Origin of the sequence: Micromonospora sp. NPDC005806 (genome assembly GCF_042871425.1) — a bacterium.
Taxonomy (GTDB): Bacteria; Actinomycetota; Actinomycetes; order Mycobacteriales; family Micromonosporaceae; genus Micromonospora.
Genome location: NZ_JBIAIL010000021.1, coordinates 110,617 through 126,657, shown reverse-complemented (window position 1 = coordinate 126,657; position 16,041 = coordinate 110,617). Strand labels below are relative to the sequence as shown.

The window sequence follows — 16,041 nt, the reverse complement described above, 5'->3', positions numbered from 1 at the left end:
GCCACCGGCACGCCCACGACCCGAACAACCACCCAAAAGATCAACCAGCCGCCTCAACAGCCTTGATCAACAGTTAGCGAAAGACCGAGGCTAGTCGACGCCCTGCCGTTCTTGGTGAGATTTCTTGTGGCTGCGATGGGTCGCTCTCGCCTATCGCGGTTACATGGAGCCGAGCTGGCCCTGGATTTGCGTCAGGACAGCGATGGCGTGCTGGGCGGCAACGGTGTCGGGGTGCTCCTCGCCAAGCACGCGTTGAGAGATCGCGAGTACCGCCCGAAACTCGGCCTCTGCTTTATCCAGGTCACCCCGCTGCTGCAACAGCACGGCAAGGCTATGCCGGATGATCAGGCTGATGCGATGTTCCTCGCCGAGTACCTGCCGAGAGATGGCAAGTACTGCCCGAAACTCGGCCTCTGCCTCATCCAGCTCGCCCCGGTCGCGCAGCAGCACGGCGAGGCTGTTTCTGGGAAGCAGCGTGTTGGGGTGTTCCTCGCCGAACACGCGTCGGGAGATGGCAAGTACTGCCCGAAACTCGGCCTCTGCCTCATCCAGCTCGCCCCGGTCGCGCAACAGAATGGCCAGGACGTGCTGGGTGATCAGTGGGTCGTTGTGGTCCTCGCCCAGCACCCGCCGCTGTGCGGGGAGCACGGCCCGGAATTCGGCCTCGGCAGCCCTCAGGTCGCCCTGCTGGTGCAGGACTGCGGCGAGGTTGCGCCGAGTGTCCAGGGTGTCGGCGTGCTCGTCGCCGAGCAAGCGTCGCCGGATCGCGAGCACGGCCCGGAACTCGGCCTCTGCGATACCGGGCTCCCCTCGGTCCTGCAGGAGGATGGCGTGGTTGTGTCGGCAGCGCAGCGTCTCGGGGTGTTCCTCGCCGAGGAGGCGCCGCGCGACATCGAGCACCGCCCCGTATTCAACCTTGGCCGGCCCGTACAGACCCCGGTTATGCAGGTAACGCCCAGCCAGCATGGCCGCTCGGCAGACCTGCGCGGTGGTCTGTTCGGACGTCCGTTCCGCGGCTGCCGACGTCTGGCGCAGCAGGTGAGCCGCGTGCGGGGTCAGGTTCTGCCACGCCAGCCACCTCGCCGGGTCCTCTGGTGGCCCGATGTCGTCGGTCGCGGTTGCCATCAGCCGCACCGCCAGCGCAGGAAATCCGGCCGCGTCGCCGGCCACGTCCGGATGCCTAGCATTGGAATCCCGCACCAGCGGATGGAGCAGCGCAAGGTGGTTGCCGGGATGGTCGACGTTCAGGTCGTCCGGCTCCCGGAGGTCGAGCAACCCTAACCCCGCCAAGGCCTGTAGTAGCCGCCACACCCGGCCTCCGGTGATAGCGCGCCAGTGCGCGTGCTCGGCCAGGATTTCCGGGCGCAGTAGCAAGTCGTATGGGATCGGCGCGTCGGCAAAGCACGACAGCAGGCGCAGCAGCGGCCGAGCGTCGGGTAGCCCTCGTGCGGCGAGATGGTCGAGGGATAGCTCCCACGTGTGCCCTATCAGCTCGCGCGCCCGATCGTCGGTGATTTCGCCGCCACCATAAGGGAACAGTTGCAGGGAGCCGCCTTTGTCGAGAGCCTGGTGATAGTCAGCGAAGGTACGGACAGTGCCCGGATCAGCGAATCGCGCCGGGATCCGCGCCGTTTCGGCCAGGTACGACCCGGCGATTCGCAACGCCAACGGTAGCCCACCAAGACGCGTGGACAGGCTCTGCGCGTCCGACGGTGCGCCGGCAGATGGTCCGGCAAGTTCGCTCAGCACGGCGCCGCCCTCGATCACGTCTAGCGGAACGACCGGGTGCGTTTCCAGCCAGCTCAAGCGGTGGCCACCCCAGGTATCCGAGCTGCCGTCTCGGCTGGTCACGACGGTTAGACCGGCGTTGCCAATTGGCCGCAGCCACCCGTTGCCGGCCGTCACCGACCCGCCTGCTGGGCACAGGACGCGGTGCGGGTCGTCGGCGTTGTCGAAGATGAGCAGCCACGGGCCTATCTGGGCGGCAAGCTGCTCCCAGACAACTTCCGGCACGCTCCCCATCCGCAACCGGTCGGGGTCCGCACCCAGCGCCACCGCCACCGCCTGCATTCCTAGGGCCACGGATTCTGCGCTGGTTGTCGCGATCCACCACGCCGGTATTCCGGCCTCGAGTGCCCTGCGGGCCAGCTCACGGGCCACAGTGGTCTTGCCGCACCCGCCCAGGCCGTGCAGCACCCGGACCCGTGCACCGATCACGTCCCCGGTCAGCAGCCCAGCCAGCATGGCCAGCAGATCGTCGCGACCCCGGATGGTCGGCTCAAACTCGGCACGTTCGGCAGCCGGTCGCAGCGGCGCGAGGAACGACCGTTGAACACCGCGCTGATCAATGTAGTAGGCATCGCGGCCAGCCTGGCTGACTACACCCCCGTGATCCGCCCACCCGCGCTGGTCCACGGATGGATCGCGAGGGTCGGGGACGGTCACCGCCGGCCCGACCAGCCAGCGGGCGGCAGCCGCCCGGTGTTGGCATCCCTGCCGGCCTGGATCACCATGCCGCCATGATCCGCCCGAGCCCGCTGCGTCACTGTCGAGACCTGAGGCGCCGCTGCGACCTCGGCAGCGACTTCCTCCACCAAAACGGCGAACTGAGCCGCCAATTCCGGATCGGCGCGAAGCCGGGCCTTGAGCAGCGCACGCAACTCCACCTGCGAATCCCGGGCATCCTCGTCACCGGCCGCCGCCTTGAGCGCGGCACGCGTCTCATCAAGGTCATCCAGCGCTTGCTGCTGCAGCTGCTCGTCGCCGCGCCCGAACAGACGGCCGATCCGGGCGCGAACCTGCGTCCATGTCTCCGTAGCCATTGCGGTCACGATCACCTGTGCTCCGGCCTGTGCCAATGCAGCTACATCGATTGACATCGCGCTCCCTATAGTTTCATCGGGGTAACCGCCATTGCACTCCAGGCAGGCAAGCCCTCGCAACCCGCTCGAGCACCCACCGTCACACTCATGCCCGGGGCAGTGGCGTCTTCTCGTGGATGTCGCGTCGGTCGCACGGCGGCACCGCGGCGGTGCCGTAGAAGGCCCGCACGTGGCGGATGATCTCGGCGATGACGGGCCGAGCTGGTCGCCGATCGGGATAACACGCGCCCGGTCGAACTTCGACGGCTTGACGTGCAGTAGGTAGTAGACGCGTCCGTCGCCAAGCTGCCGCTTGAGAATGTCGAGCGTGGTCAGCTCGCACGCCTCCTCCACTCGCAGGCCGCTGCCCAGCAGCAGCTCCAGCAACGCCCAGTCCCAGAACGCGGTGACCTCGGCCGCCCGCACGGACGAGTCTTCGGCCCGCTCGGCGACGGCCTGCTCCGCTTCGTGCCAGCGGCGCAGCGCGAACGCGCGAATTTGGGGACTTCCCGCTGCAGGTCCAGCACCAGGCTGGTGACGTGGGCCTCGCGGTGCTGGCGGGCCCGTTTGAACCCCACATCGAGCAGGTCGTGGCGGGTCAGCGGCACCACGGCGCAGGGTGCGCACGGTACGGCGGGAGTGTCTGGACCGGATCCTGATCTACAACATCCGGCATCTGCTGGCCGTGCTGGGCGAGTACCTGGCGCTATAACCAACACCGGCCGCATCAGGGCCGCGGGCAACGCCCACCTGACCGAGAGGCGCTTCCGGCGCCGGTCGCCGATCTGGGCACCGTACGGGTACGGCACAGGAAGGTGCTGCACGGGTTGATCGAGTATGAGCAGGCCGCGTAGCCGAAACCGAGTTCTCGAACGGCACAGGGTCTCCACGTACTCCAGCTTCCGGAGCGCGGACAGCGCCTGGCGGAGGGTCATCGGTGCCACGCCGAAGATGCGCGCGAGCTCTTCTTCCCGTGGCAGGCAGTCGCCGGGCTGCAGCGCGCCTGACGCGATGTCCTCCGTCAGGCGGCGGACGATCACCTCAGCGGTGCCGCGGCCGGTGACCGGGGCAAGGACCATGTCCAGAGCTTCTTGCACCATGTTATAGGTTCCGGCTCCCAGGCCGTGAGGCCGTGAGGCCGTGAGCCGAAGGAGAATGATGCCTCAATCTGAGCCCTCTTCTGCAAGCGCCGCAAGGTGTCGGGGGCGGCTGGTCACGTCCTACTCGATGGATGCGGAGCAGAGCTCCGACTGGCTCCGGCAGTTCCTCCACACCCTGGCGAAGAATGCGGCAGCAGCGGCAGAAGCGGCCGGGGCAGAGGTCGTGCTGGTCGACGCCGCCCGCCCCGTCGACGATCCGGCGGAGCTGGTGCGCGACGCGGACGGCGTGCTCATCCTCGGTGGCGCTGACCTGGATCCCGCCACCTATGGGCAGCAGCGCCAGGTGAAGAACCTGTATGGCATCGACGCCACCGCCGACGCCTTCGAACTCGGGTTGGCCCGCGCCGCGCTCGACGCCCGTCTACCGCTCCTCGGCATCTGCCGCGGCATGCAAGCACTCAACGTCGCCGCCGGCGGGTCACTGATACAGGATCTAGGCCCCGGAACGATGCACAACATCGAATCCGATAACTCAACGATGACCACCCACGCCATCGAGATCATCCCCGGCACGCTGCTGGCCGGCATCTACGGACGCGCGCAGCTTGACATCCGCTCCGGCCACCACCAAGCCGTCGATGCCGTCGGCGCCGGCCTTCGGGCCTCCGCGACCGCGTCCGACGGGGCCATCGAGGCCATCGAGGGCACCGAAGGCTGGGTGCTCGGCGTCCAGTGGCACCCCGAAGACCCCGACGCCGACCCTGAGCAACTCGCCACGCTGATGACGGCCTTCACCACGGCAGTCGCCTCCACCGCACAAACCAAGCAGGGACAACCATGAAGAAGCTCAGCGCTGTCGGCGTCGCCGCGGCTCTCGCCCTCGTCCTCGCCGGCTGCTCCGCAGGGAGCGGCTCCTCCGCAGCATCCTCCGACTCAGGCCAGACCAGCATCGGGCAGGAACACTCGGCTGTATAACGGATGCTACGCGTGACTGCTCAATTCCCCCCTCCGACACGAACCCCCACGGCTCGACTGCTAGTGATGCGATGAGCCGGTGCGTCCTTCGGTGCGCGTGCAACTCCCTGGTGGTGGGAGTGCTGTTCAGGCGTGGGCGGGTTCCGACGGTGCCCCCCGTTTACCCCCCGAAAACCCTGTCCTGACGTCCACAACCAGTGACAAGAAGAGACCAACGCCCCGCCCTGTCTGTGCAGGTCAAAGACCACTTGAAGCAAGCAATGACAAGCTCGGGGCGGCTGCAGTCGGTAACAAGGGGTCGTCGGTTCAAATCCGGCCGTCCCGACAGTGTGAGGGTTTCCGCAGGTCAGCGACTTGCGGAAACCCTCAGCTTATTGTTCTAGCTCGATGTGGTGGCGTGGCCGGCGCTGCTGGAACCCTTAACTCGGGTGGTTTAGCGAGCCGATCTTGGTTGGCTCCGCTGTGAATCGCCTGGTAGGCGTACTGCATCGGCGTCGTTGTGGTCGTCGCTGGACCTCTTAACGGCGGACGGTTTTTGGGCAAAAGGGATGCGAGTCCGTCCCGGTCACGGCAACCGGCATCCTCGAGGTCCATCACGAAGGTTCCGGCTGGCCCGCGTCACTCGTGCGGCGGTCGGGTAGGCGGTATCACCCAGGATCCGGATCCGAGGGCTGGCGTGCTCGATCACCGTCAGCGCGTACACCCCGATCTCGTCGCCGAAGATCGAACCTTCTCGGCCGTTCGAGAACTTCAGCGAGCACTGGCTTGAGGCCGGGCATTCGGCCTGGGCATGGTCGCCGCCACCCTGGTGGTGCGCGACTTCGTGGTTCTCGCCGGAGTGGTGATCGCATTGGTGGCGACGCATCTGATGAGGATGCTGCACATCCCACGTCGATTGGAAGCCGGGGCGGTGGAGGTCACCGGCCATCACGCGGGTCGAGGAATTCGGCGACCAGTCGGTTGAACTCGTGGGCGTGCTCGATCTGTACCCAGTGCCCGCACCGGCCGAAGACGTGGAGCTGAGACTTGCTGATCAGCTCATGCAAGCGCAGGGAGTTGCGCAGGGGGATGACCCGGTCGTCGCGTCCGTGCACGACGAGGGTGGGTTGCTCGATCGCGCGGATCAGCCCTTCATCGAGCGTCAGGGCATTGACGGCGGCCTGTCGCGGAGCCGGGAACATGGCGCGGTAGGCCTCCTGTGCTCCCGGACGGGTGGCGGCCTCGAGACGGAGCCGGGCGAGGTCGTCGTCCACGAGTGACCGGTCATGCGCGAAGACATCAAGGAGCGCACGCATGTTGGGTAGGGACGGCTCGAAGCCCCAGACGGCGTCCAACTCCGGGGTCAGCTCGAACGGCACGCCGATGCCCCCCATGAGCACGAGCCTGTCGACCCGCCGCGGAGAGCTCGTGGCGAGGCTGAGGGCGAGCGCGCCGCCGAAGCTGTTGCCCACCACCGACACCCGCTTGAGGCTGAGAGCGTCCAGGAAGCCGACCAGATGGTCGGTCCAGGTCGCGAGGTCGTAGCGCACGCCCTCCGGACGATGGGTGTAGCCGAAGCCCAGCATGTCCGGGGCGAGGACGCGGAAACGCTCGGACAGGGACGGCAGCGTGAGTCGCCAGTTGGCCCACGCGCTGACACCGGGACCGGACCCGTGGATGAGGACGATGGGGTCTCCGGAGCCGATGTCGTGGTAGTTGGTGCGGATTCCGTTGACGTCGACGGCTTCGCCGATCTCCGGGCTAGTAGGAGCAGTCTCCTGCATGGTGGGCTTCCCTTCTCGGGCCTGGGCGAGCAACCATGCCCGCATCGACCGGTAGGGCTTGAGCGGCGGCAGCAGCGCCTCGACCCAGCCGTCGACGACTCGGGTGGGATAGACCGTCGCGCCGTGGTCGGGCAGATCGGTGCGCTCTCCCGTGGTGAGGTCGAAGCGCCAGAAGTGCCCGGGACAGACAAGCTTCCCATCCTTCACGATCCCGCGTGAGAGCGCGATGTCGCGGTGCGGGCAGCGGTCGAGCAGGGCGACGAATTCCCCGTCGCCCGTGGCCACCACGCAGACCCGGTCCCGGTCCTGGCCGGAGTCGCCGATGACCTTCCCGACCGGCTGGTCGGGCACGACCTCTTCGACGCGACAGACGCGTTCCCATGTTCCGCTCACTCGTGCCATCCCAGTGCTGCGGAGATGCGCATGGCGGTCTCCACGATGGGGCGGATGAGGTGTCGCAGCCCGGCCTCCACGTCCTCGACGTACTCCGCCACGGAGACCGAGGCGACCACCCGGCCGAGGGGGTCGCGGATCGGCGCCGCGATCGAGCACATGCCGGGCTGGGACTCCCCGCGGTTCTCGCCGTATCCCTGGCGCCGGACTTGGGCCAGTTCGGCAAGGAACGCCGACTTGGAGGTGATCGTGCGGGGAGTCCTGGGCGTCAGGCGTATGCTTTGCACGAGGCGCTTCTGGTGGTCGGCCGGGAGGAAGGCCAGGAGCACCTTGCCGCTGGACGTCACGTGCGCCGCGTTGCGGCTGCCGACCGCCCGGAAGACCGGGATGGCGCCCGGCCCCTCCCTCCGCTCGACGTACAGCACATCGATGCCGTCGAGGATGGCGATGTGCAGGGTGCCGGCCGTCTTGGTGCGCAGCTGGTCGAGCGGGATCGTCGCCGCTTCGTGCAGGCGCTGGGCGGTCTCGGCGCTGGCCCCGAGCGAGCGCATCGTCGTCGTCAGCCGGAAGAGCCCGGTCTCCTCGACCTTCTCGAGTAGACCTTCTTCAACGAGGGTCCAGATGATCCGGTGGGCGGTGCTCTTGCCCACGCCGATGCGGCCGGCCAGCTGGGTCACGCCGAGCTGGGTGCTGTGCTTGCCGAACTCCCGGAGGATCCGCGCGGCCGCGGTCACGCTCGAGAGCCGCTTGGCGCCTGGTGAGGTTCCCGTGCTCATCGGGTGACGTCGTCCAGGACTGCTGCGAGGCAGGCGGCGGCTGGCGCTCCTACCTCGGGGGCGACCCGCCCGGAGGTGAGGTCGGCGGCGAGGAGGGCGGCGGCGCGGTCGAGGCCGAGGCGTGCGCACACGCCGAGCTCGTCGACGGTGCGCTGCTGGCGGGGCAGCGCGCTCCGGATCCGGTCGAGGTCGCGGATGGTCTTGGCGTGCTGGTTGGCGAGGGCGACGCCCGAGTGCTGGGCGTGGTGCCCGCTCAGGCCGCCGCCGACGGCAACGGTGAGGTGGTAGACGACGTTGGTGATCCCGAGGATGCGTCGTACGTCCTCGGGGGCGTCCTCGGCGAGGAGGCCCAGCTGGGGCAGGACCGACGGGTCGTAGAACCGCACCGTCCAGGAGATGCCGTGGCGTTCGTCGGTGAACTCCACCTCCGGACCCTTCGGCGCGGGCAGCGGATCGGTGGTGGCGACGAGGTGCAGCCGTTGGGCGGCCGCCGCGACCACGGTCACCTCGCCGGCAGCGACCAGGGGCAGTGCTCCACGCTCGGCCGGCGGCAGGTGACCGACATGGTCAAGGTACGTCGTGTGCAGGGCGCAGACGTACTCCCTGACGAGGTCGCGCATCGCCTCAGGTCGGGCGGGGGGCGGTTCATCACTCACCCCGCAAGAATGACGTGTCTGGCCCGATCGACCATCTTCCGTTCCGCATAGCGGAACAGCGGAGCCGCGATCAGAGACCAGTGCGTACGTTCTCCGACATGGAGGATGTGAACAGCATCACTGGTCACCGCGATCTGGTCGAGGGCACGCCGGCGGGCACGCGGCGTGTGTTCGCGCCCGACGCCCCGCCCGACGGAGCAAGGTTCGACCCCTCCGACACACGCCAGGCGCGGCCCAGCACGGTGGCCGGCCCTCCGCGCGGCATCCTGCGCCTCGGTCACGTCGATGTGACCGTCACCGACCTCGACCTGGCCGCGGCCTACTACAGCGGCGTCATGGGAATGGAGATCAGCGCGCTCACCGAGGACTCGGTCTACCTCAAGTGCTGGGACGAGGAGGACCACCACTCGCTGCGGCTGCGCTACGCGCCTCGGATGGGGATGGACCTGATGTCGTTCAAGGTCCACCACGAGGACGACCTCGCCGACCTGGAGAACAAGGTCTCCCGGTACGGGTTCCCTGTCGAGCGGATCAGCAAGGGCGAGGCCGTGGGCCAGGGAGAGTCGATCCGCTTCTCCACTCCGAGCGGGCAGCTCATGGAGCTCGTGGCCGACGTCGAGAAGGTCGGCACGTCGCGGCCCCGGCACCAGCCCGATCCTTCGTTGGGCGACGACGGCCAGTTCGCGCGAGACCGGATCGCGCCGCCACGGATGGACCACATGCTCATCACCGCCGAGGAGGTCGGAGAGTCGACGCGGTTCTTCATGGACGTGCTTGGCTTCCGGATCACGGAGCAGCTCCTCGATGGGAACGGACACCAGTTGGGCACCTGGCTGGAGCGGTCGCACTCGCCCCACGACCTCGCGATCGTCCAGGGCGCCAACGGCGGCCTCCACCACTTCGCGTTCTGGCTCGACGACTGGGACGACGTGCGCGATGCGGCGGACATCCTCGCCTACAACGGCATCCAGCTCGACGTTGGTCCGACCCGGCACGGCATCACCCGTGGCTCGACCATCTACTTCTTCGACCCGCTGGGGACGCGCAACGAGGTCTTCACCGGCGGCTATCGCCCCGATCCCGACTTCCCGACCCTGACCTGGACCGAGGACAACATCGGCCGCGCCGTCTTCTACTACGAGGGCGAGCTCAACGACCGCTTCATGAGAGTGCACACCTGATGACAATTCTGCGACTTTCCCACGTCGAGATCCGTGTCCCCGATCTCGAGCTGGCCACTGCCTACTACTCCGAGGTCATCGGCATGATCGAAACCGGAAGGGACTCCTCCCGGGTCTTCCTGAAGTGCTGGGACGAGCACCAGCACCACAGCGTCATCCTGACCCTGGAGCCCACCCACGGCCTGAACCACTTCGGGTTCAAGGTCACCGACGCCGAGGACCTCGACCACTATCAGGCGCGTCTCGAGGCCGCCGGCGTCGCTGTACGCCGCTACGCCGTGGACGAGTGGGCGCCGGGCCACGGGACGTCGATCCGCTTCACGCTGCCCAGCGGCCACGAGATGGAGCTGGTCTACGGCATGCAGCAGGTCGGCAACCTGCTCCCGCAGACCAACCCGCCGCCGCGGCCGATGGGCCTGGTCGGCATCGCGCCGCCGCGGGTCGACCACATCTTCCTGACCGCCGAGGAGGTCGACACCAACACCCGCTTCCTCAGCGAGCATCTCGACTTCCGGCTCACCGAGCAGGTCCTCGGGGACGACGGGTTCCAGATCGCGAGCTGGCTCGAGGTGTCCCACCGCTCGCACGATATCGCGTTCATCACCGGCCCGAACCACGGGTTGCACCACTTCGCCTACTGGGTCGACGCCTGGAACGACCTGCGGGGTGCCGCCGACGTGTGCGTCTACCACGGTGTCCACGTCGAGACCAACCCCACCCGACACGGCGCCACCCGCGGCCAGTGCCTCTACTTCTTCGATCCGGTGGGCAACCGCAACGAGATGTTCACCGGCGGCTACTGGGTCGACCCCGGGGCCGAGCCGATCACCTGGACCGAGGCTGAGATGGGCAGAGCGATGTTCTACTACGACGGCGTCGTCAATCAGCAGTTCCTCACGGTGCACAGCTGACAGGCCTGGAGATGACCATCGAGGACCAGAGCAGTTCGTCGGCGCTGCCACGCACCGAGCGCCCCGACGCGCCGGCTTACCTGACCCGCCACCGGGCGCGACGCTCGGTGCCGGCGGCGGTGCCAGACGAGCAGGACGAATCCATCCCGCTCTACCTGCGCCAGTTCCGCGGTCGGGACCACCGCAGCGACCCGGTGATGTACGACGGCAACGTGATCGGCTCGTCGCGCGCCTGGGCCGAGGTGACCCGCACCAAGGAGATCCTGCCGGAGCGTCGTGACCAGCTCGCCACGATCGACTGCGACATCTACCTGGTCCGGCACGGAGAGACCCAGGGTTACTCCTCGGAGTCGGGCCTTACACCGTTGGGCTCCTGGCAGGCACACCGGCGCGGCCAGGAGATCGCCCGGCGGGTCACCGACGGCATGACGGTCGAGATGCTGTGTGCGCCGACGAACCGCGCGCGCCAGACCGGCGAGCATCTGCGCCGCGGCCTGCTCGACAACATCGAACTGTACGGCCGGGGCAACCCCAGCATCGGGCAGCTCCGCGACGACCGGAACTTCCGCAACTTCGAGGTCGCGACGCCGGAGGGCCCCCGCGACGTCACCAGCGCCTTCCGGATCTACCACCGGGAGATGGAGAAGTACGAGCGGGTCGGACTCGGCGAGCGGCCCGGGTGGCTGGTCGACATCGACCGCTTCTGGGGCATCCAGCAGGGCGGCGGTGACCCGATCACTCACTGGCTCACGATGCCGATGATGTACTTCGAGCCACCGGTGTCGTGCGTACGCCGGTTCTGGCGCGGCATCCTCACCGTCCACGCCCAGACCTCCGCCCGGACTGTCCTCGTCGCCACGCACTCGGGCCCGATCCGCGCCTTCGCCACTCTGGCGATGGGCTACGACCCCGGCGAGCCGTTCAACACCGAGTTCGTTCGCGTGCGGCTCGTGGCCGGCGGCACCACCGCCCTCGTCCTCTACCGGAACCGGGTCCAGGAGGTCGTCATCCCCGACCTCGGTGCCCTGCCTCCCAACTCCGACTCCCGCTTCCAGGAGTGACGTCCATGCCCGACCGTCTCACCGCCATCCCCTTCGAATGCCTCGTGACCGAGCAGCACCCACTCGTGGGCGGCAAGTGCGCCTCGCTCGCCACGATGAGCCAGGCCGGCCTCCCGGTCCCGCCGGGTTTCGCGGTCACCATCGACGTCTTCGCCGATGCCAAGCAGGGCTCGGGCCTGATGCCCCGGATCAAGGACCTCATCACCAACGTCGACACCGACGACCAGACCGCGCTGGCGAGTGCGGCGAGCCGGGCCCGCGAGCTGGTGCGCAGCTGGAGGCTGCCCGAGGAGCACGAGAACCGCCTCCGGCAGATGTACGCCGACCTCTGCGCCCTCTGCGGCATCCAGGATGTGCCGGTCGCCGTACGGTCCTCGGCAACGGTCGAGGACTCTCCGGACGCCTCGTTCGCGGGTGAACACGACACCTACCTCTGGGTGTGCGGCATCGACGACGTGCTCGCGAAGGTCCGTGAGTGCTGGGCGAGCCTGTTCACCGAACGGGCGATCACCTACCGCAACGAGATGGGCTACGAGCACGACCGGGTGGACATGGCCGTCGCCGTGCAGAAGATGGTCCGACCACGGGCTGCAGGCGTCGCCTTCACCTTGGATCCGACCAACGGTGACCGTTCCGGCATCTGCATCGACGCGGCCTGGGGCTTCGGCGAAGGTGTCGTCTCGGGTGACGTCACCCCCGACAACTTCCTGGTCGACAAGGTGATGTGGTCGATCAACCGCCGCACCATCAGCCCCAAAACGCACGCGCACCTGCTGACCGAGGTTGAAGGTTCCCAGTGTCCGCGGGTCAGCCGGGTGCAGCTGCCGGACGACCAGGTCAACGTGCCGTCGCTCACGGACGATGAAATCGTCGCCATCGCCAAGCTCGCCCGAGCTGCGGAGAAGCACTACGGCTGTCCCCAGGACATCGAATGGGCCGTGGACGACGACCTCCCTGCGGGCGAGGACGCGGTACTGCTGCAGGCCCGTCCCGAGACGGTGTGGAGCAAGAAGCACCACCGCGTCGGAGCGAAGACCGATGCCATGGCGTCCATCGTCGACACCCTGGTCAATCCCTTGTACGCGAGAAAGCGGACCCTGCCGGCCTGACTCGGGATCGGGACCCCGCCAGCCACAGGTGCGGGCGGCAGAGATCCACCATTCCACCACCCGCTTTGCCTGACCTGAGGAGGCCATCATGGCCGATCGTTTCCCCAGCCCGTTCGAGATCCAAACGCCCGAGGGGGCGGAGGGCTGGCAGGAGCTCTATACCTACTCGTCGCTCTTCTGCGAAGAACGACGTGAATACGAGGAGGGCGCCTTCTGGTTCCACGACGGGGTGCACTGGCCCGAGGCGCTGACGCCCTGGGACACGACGTTCCTGGAGTTCGCGCTCGCTTCCCTGTCGCAGTACAACACGCGGCACTACATCATCCCGCCGGCGTACGGCGTCGACTTCCGCATCCTCAACGGCTACGTGTACCTCAGCCCGGTACCGGCGCCGCCCGAGGACATCGAGAGCCGCGTGCCGCTGTTCATGGAGCGGGCAGGCTTCTACTTCGGCAACTGGAACCGGCTGTACGACGACTGGTTGGTCAAGATCCGTGAGCTTGTCAAGGAGATGAGCGAGCTCCGCCTGGAGCCATTGCCACAGATCGAGGACCTCGAGGTCATCACGTCCGGTGTCGGCAAGGGATCGGGCAACGACCTGCTCGCGTCGTACCACCGCCTCCTCGACCTCGCCCTCACCCTGTGGCAGTACCACTTCGAGTTCCTCAACCTCGGCTACGCCGCGTACCTGGACTTCTTCGGTTTCTGCAAGGCCGCCTTCCCCTCGATCTCCGACCTGGCCATCGCCAAGATGGTCGCCGGTGTCGATGTCGACCTGTTCCGGCCCGACGACGAGCTCAAAAAGCTCGCGCGGCTGGCGGTCAGCTCAGGCATCGACGACCGCTTCGACGCGGGCGACGTGGCGACGACCTGGCAGAAGCTGGGCTCCGACGAGGCGGGCCGGGCCTGGATCGCCGAGTGGGAGAAGGCCGCCGAGCCGTGGTTCAACTTCTCGACCGGCTCGGGCTTCTACCACTCCGACAAGATCTGGATCGAGAACGTCGAGGTGCCGGTCGGCTACATCGCCGACTACATCACCAAGATCAGGGACGGCGTGGACCTTGACCGCCCGATCGCGGCCCTGCACGCCGAGCGTGACCGGATCGTCGCCGAGTACCGCGACCTGCTCGACTCCGACGAGGACCGGGAGGCGTTCGACGCCAAGCTCGGGCTCTCCCGGACCGTCTTCCCGTACGTCGAGAACCACAACTTCTACGTCGAGCACTGGGCACACTCGGTGCTGTGGCGCAAGATGCGCGACGTCGGCAAGGTGCTCAAGGCGGCCGGTTTCATCGTGAACACCGACGACGTCTTCATGTTCAAGCGCGCTGAGCTGTCCGACGTGCTGTGGGACCTCTACGCGGGCTGGGCCGTCGGAGCGCCGTCGCGTGGACCGGGTTACTGGCCGGCGGAGATCGAACGCCGCCGCGGCATCCACGAGGCGCTCAAGCAGTGGCCGGCGCCGCCTGCGCTCGGCATCCCGCCGGAGGTGGTCACTGAGCCCTTCACGGTCATGCTCTGGGGCATCACGTCGGACTCTGTCTCGGCCTGGCTCAGCTCGGGCGAGGGTGGTGCCGACGGCGAGCTCATCGGCTTCGCCGCATCTCCGGGCCTCGTCGAGGGTCCGGCCCGGGTGATCTTCTCCGCCGACCAGATCAGCGAGATCGAGGACGGCGAGATCTTGGTGGCCCCCTTGACGGCACCGTCTTGGGCACCGATCTTCGGGAAGATCAAGGCGACCGTGACCGACGTGGGCGGCATGATGAGCCACGCCGCCATCGTCTGCCGCGAGTACGGCTTGCCCGCCGTGACCGGCACCGCGTTCGGGACCAAGAACATCAGGACCGGACAGCTGATCCGGGTCGACGGCAACACCGGGAAGGTCACGGTCCTGGAGTGAGGGCGCACCTGCGCTCTCCCCAGTCCACCCAGACCACCTGAGACCACCAGGCGCGAAGGAGAACATTCATGCTGACTGTCGAGCAGAACGAAGAGCTGACCCGGGTCGGTCCCGGCACCCGGATGGGCGAGCTGCTGCGCCGCTACTGGTACCCGATCGCGTTCGAGCAGGACTTCGACACCAAGCCCAGTAAGACGGTGCGGCTGCTGGGCGAGAACTGGACGCTCTACAAGACCCCGTCCGGAAGGTACGGGATCATCGGCGAGGCCTGTCCGCACCGGCGTGCATCGCTGACCTACGGCGTGGTGCACGAGGACGGCATCCGCTGCGGCTACCACGGCTGGAAGTACGACTTCAGTGGGCAGTGCGTGGAGCAGCCCGCGGAGAACGACAACACCACGTTCCGGGACAAGATCAAGGCCAAGGCCGGCGTCGCGCAGACGATGGGCGGCATGGTCTGGGTGTACGTCGGTCCCGCGCCGGTGCCCGAGTTGCCGCGGTTCGATGTCTACGTCCTCGACGGGATCCGTGACGTGGGCGTGGCGACACTGCCGTGCAACTGGCTCCAGATCATGGAGAACTCGGTCGACCCGCACCACGTCGAGTGGCTGCACGGCTACTACTTCGAGTTCCTCGGCCAGACCCAGGGCTTCGATGCCCCGAAGTCGTTCCAGAAGAAGCACATCAAAGTAGCCTTCGACGAGTTCGAGTACGGCATCATCAAGCGCCGCGTCCTCGAGGGACACACCGAGGAGAACGACGACTGGGCCATCGGCCACCCGCTGATGTTCCCCTACGGCATGCGGGTCGGCGGGATGTGGATCGACCAGATGCAGATCCGGGTGCCCATCGACGACACCACGACCTGGAAGCTGTTCTACTCCGTCCATCACCCCGAGGGCGGGGTGTGGGAGAAGCAGGAACGTCCCGTGGTCTACGAGTATCCGTTCCGTGACGAGAACGGCGAGTTCATCACCGACTACGTCGAGGGCCAGGACGTGATGGCCTGGGTCTCCCAGGGCGCCATCACCGACCGCTCACAGGAGCACCTCGGACGCTCCGACCAGGGAGTGGCGATGCTGCGCAAGATGTTCAAGGAAGCGATGGCCGCGGTCGAGGACGGCGAGGACCCGCCCGGGGTGGTGCGCGAGAAGCACGAGATCATCGAGCTGCCGTGCGAGAAGGACAAGTTCGGCGCCGGGACCGCGTTCACCGACCAGTGGATCAACGGCGGTTCGATGCGCTACAGCCCGATCCGTGAACAGCTGCTCGCACTTCATCGAGACGCGGCAGCCGCACGCGAGAAGGTCGGGTCCGGTGCGTGACCTCGATGAGGAAGCACGGCGAGCGGCCCA

General features: G+C 67.5%; 13 protein-coding genes and 1 pseudogene. 7 read left to right on the top strand and 7 right to left on the bottom strand.

Features of this window, described 5'->3' with window-relative positions; translation table 11 throughout:
• Positions 1-159: 159 nt before the first annotated feature.
• The 3 genes and pseudogenes from ACFYOS_RS21875 to ACFYOS_RS21865 all read right to left on the bottom strand — a co-directional run.
• The gene (locus tag ACFYOS_RS21875) at positions 160-2,415 is read right to left on the bottom strand and encodes a tetratricopeptide repeat protein (protein WP_387144471.1); all 2,256 of its coding nucleotides are present in this window, start codon (positions 2,413-2,415) and stop codon (positions 160-162) included.
• A gap of 26 nt (positions 2,416-2,441) precedes the next feature.
• Complete coding sequence (locus ACFYOS_RS21870; RefSeq protein WP_387144492.1) at positions 2,442-3,287, bottom strand: hypothetical protein; 846 nt, start codon at positions 3,285-3,287, stop codon at positions 2,442-2,444.
• A 446-nt stretch (positions 3,288-3,733) separates the two neighbouring features.
• Positions 3,734-3,940, bottom strand: a pseudogene (locus ACFYOS_RS21865) (GntR family transcriptional regulator); the annotation flags it as partial.
• A 148-nt stretch (positions 3,941-4,088) separates the two neighbouring features.
• Between ACFYOS_RS21865 and ACFYOS_RS21860 the strand changes: the two are divergent.
• Entirely contained in the window at positions 4,089-4,802 is a 714-nt protein-coding gene (locus ACFYOS_RS21860; protein ID WP_387144468.1) for a gamma-glutamyl-gamma-aminobutyrate hydrolase family protein, read from the top strand.
• Between the two features lie 699 nt (positions 4,803-5,501).
• On the opposite strand, the gene ACFYOS_RS21855 is transcribed toward ACFYOS_RS21860, so the two are convergent.
• Genes ACFYOS_RS21855 through ACFYOS_RS21840 form a run of 4 tightly spaced genes read right to left on the bottom strand, consistent with a single transcriptional unit; the run spans position 5,502 to position 8,524 of the window.
• Positions 5,502-5,801 (bottom strand): hypothetical protein, encoded by a 300-nt coding sequence (locus ACFYOS_RS21855; RefSeq protein WP_387144465.1) that lies wholly within the window; start codon positions 5,799-5,801, stop codon positions 5,502-5,504.
• 52 nt (positions 5,802-5,853) lie between these two features.
• Positions 5,854-7,101, bottom strand: a complete 1,248-nt coding sequence (locus ACFYOS_RS21850; protein ID WP_387144461.1) for an alpha/beta fold hydrolase — start codon at positions 7,099-7,101, stop codon at positions 5,854-5,856.
• Entirely contained in the window at positions 7,089-7,826 is a 738-nt protein-coding gene (locus ACFYOS_RS21845) for an IclR family transcriptional regulator (RefSeq protein ID WP_387144458.1), read from the bottom strand. The genes ACFYOS_RS21850 and ACFYOS_RS21845 overlap by 13 nt, the downstream gene beginning before the upstream one ends.
• Positions 7,827-7,864: 38 nt before the next feature.
• Positions 7,865-8,524 carry a hypothetical protein gene (locus ACFYOS_RS21840; RefSeq protein WP_387144455.1) on the bottom strand — a complete coding sequence of 220 codons (660 nt, stop codon included), beginning with the start codon at positions 8,522-8,524 and terminating at the stop codon, positions 7,865-7,867.
• A 98-nt stretch (positions 8,525-8,622) separates the two neighbouring features.
• On the opposite strand from ACFYOS_RS21840, the gene ACFYOS_RS21835 reads away from it, so the two are divergent.
• The 6 genes from ACFYOS_RS21835 to ACFYOS_RS21810 all read left to right on the top strand — a co-directional run bounded on the left by ACFYOS_RS21835 (position 8,623) and on the right by ACFYOS_RS21810 (position 16,011).
• On the top strand, positions 8,623-9,705 hold the full coding sequence (locus tag ACFYOS_RS21835) for a catechol 2,3-dioxygenase (RefSeq protein WP_387144452.1): 1,083 nt from the start codon (positions 8,623-8,625) through the stop codon (positions 9,703-9,705).
• Entirely contained in the window at positions 9,705-10,616 is a 912-nt protein-coding gene (locus tag ACFYOS_RS21830; protein ID WP_387144449.1) for a catechol 2,3-dioxygenase, read from the top strand. The genes ACFYOS_RS21835 and ACFYOS_RS21830 overlap by 1 nt, the downstream gene beginning before the upstream one ends.
• A gap of 11 nt (positions 10,617-10,627) precedes the next feature.
• Entirely contained in the window at positions 10,628-11,677 is a 1,050-nt protein-coding gene (locus tag ACFYOS_RS21825) for a histidine phosphatase family protein (RefSeq protein WP_387144446.1), read from the top strand.
• A 5-nt stretch (positions 11,678-11,682) separates the two neighbouring features.
• Positions 11,683-12,786, top strand: a complete 1,104-nt coding sequence (locus tag ACFYOS_RS21820; RefSeq protein WP_387144443.1) for a PEP/pyruvate-binding domain-containing protein — start codon at positions 11,683-11,685, stop codon at positions 12,784-12,786.
• Positions 12,787-12,874: 88 nt separating this feature from the next.
• A complete protein-coding gene (locus ACFYOS_RS21815) occupies positions 12,875-14,686 on the top strand; it encodes a PEP-utilizing enzyme (RefSeq protein WP_387144440.1) in 1,812 nt (603 codons plus the stop codon).
• A 68-nt stretch (positions 14,687-14,754) separates the two neighbouring features.
• Positions 14,755-16,011, top strand: a complete 1,257-nt coding sequence (locus ACFYOS_RS21810; RefSeq protein ID WP_109966241.1) for an aromatic ring-hydroxylating dioxygenase subunit alpha — start codon at positions 14,755-14,757, stop codon at positions 16,009-16,011.
• The last annotated feature ends 30 nt before the right edge of the window (positions 16,012-16,041 follow it).

Bases quoted from the DNA above. Each gene is read 5' to 3' on its own strand.
- ACFYOS_RS21860 (WP_387144468.1), top strand. From the start codon at position 4,089: ATGGATGCGGAGCAGAGCTCCGACTGGCTCCGGCAGTTCCTCCACACC.
- ACFYOS_RS21855 (WP_387144465.1), bottom strand. From the start codon at position 5,801: ATGCGTCGCCACCAATGCGATCACCACTCCGGCGAGAACCACGAAGTC.
- ACFYOS_RS21850 (WP_387144461.1), bottom strand. From the start codon at position 7,101: ATGGCACGAGTGAGCGGAACATGGGAACGCGTCTGTCGCGTCGAAGAG.
- ACFYOS_RS21835 (WP_387144452.1), top strand. From the start codon at position 8,623: ATGGAGGATGTGAACAGCATCACTGGTCACCGCGATCTGGTCGAGGGC.
- ACFYOS_RS21830 (WP_387144449.1), top strand. From the start codon at position 9,705: ATGACAATTCTGCGACTTTCCCACGTCGAGATCCGTGTCCCCGATCTC.
- ACFYOS_RS21825 (WP_387144446.1), top strand. From the start codon at position 10,628: ATGACCATCGAGGACCAGAGCAGTTCGTCGGCGCTGCCACGCACCGAG.
- ACFYOS_RS21820 (WP_387144443.1), top strand. From the start codon at position 11,683: ATGCCCGACCGTCTCACCGCCATCCCCTTCGAATGCCTCGTGACCGAG.
- ACFYOS_RS21815 (WP_387144440.1), top strand. From the start codon at position 12,875: ATGGCCGATCGTTTCCCCAGCCCGTTCGAGATCCAAACGCCCGAGGGG.
- ACFYOS_RS21810 (WP_109966241.1), top strand. From the start codon at position 14,755: ATGCTGACTGTCGAGCAGAACGAAGAGCTGACCCGGGTCGGTCCCGGC.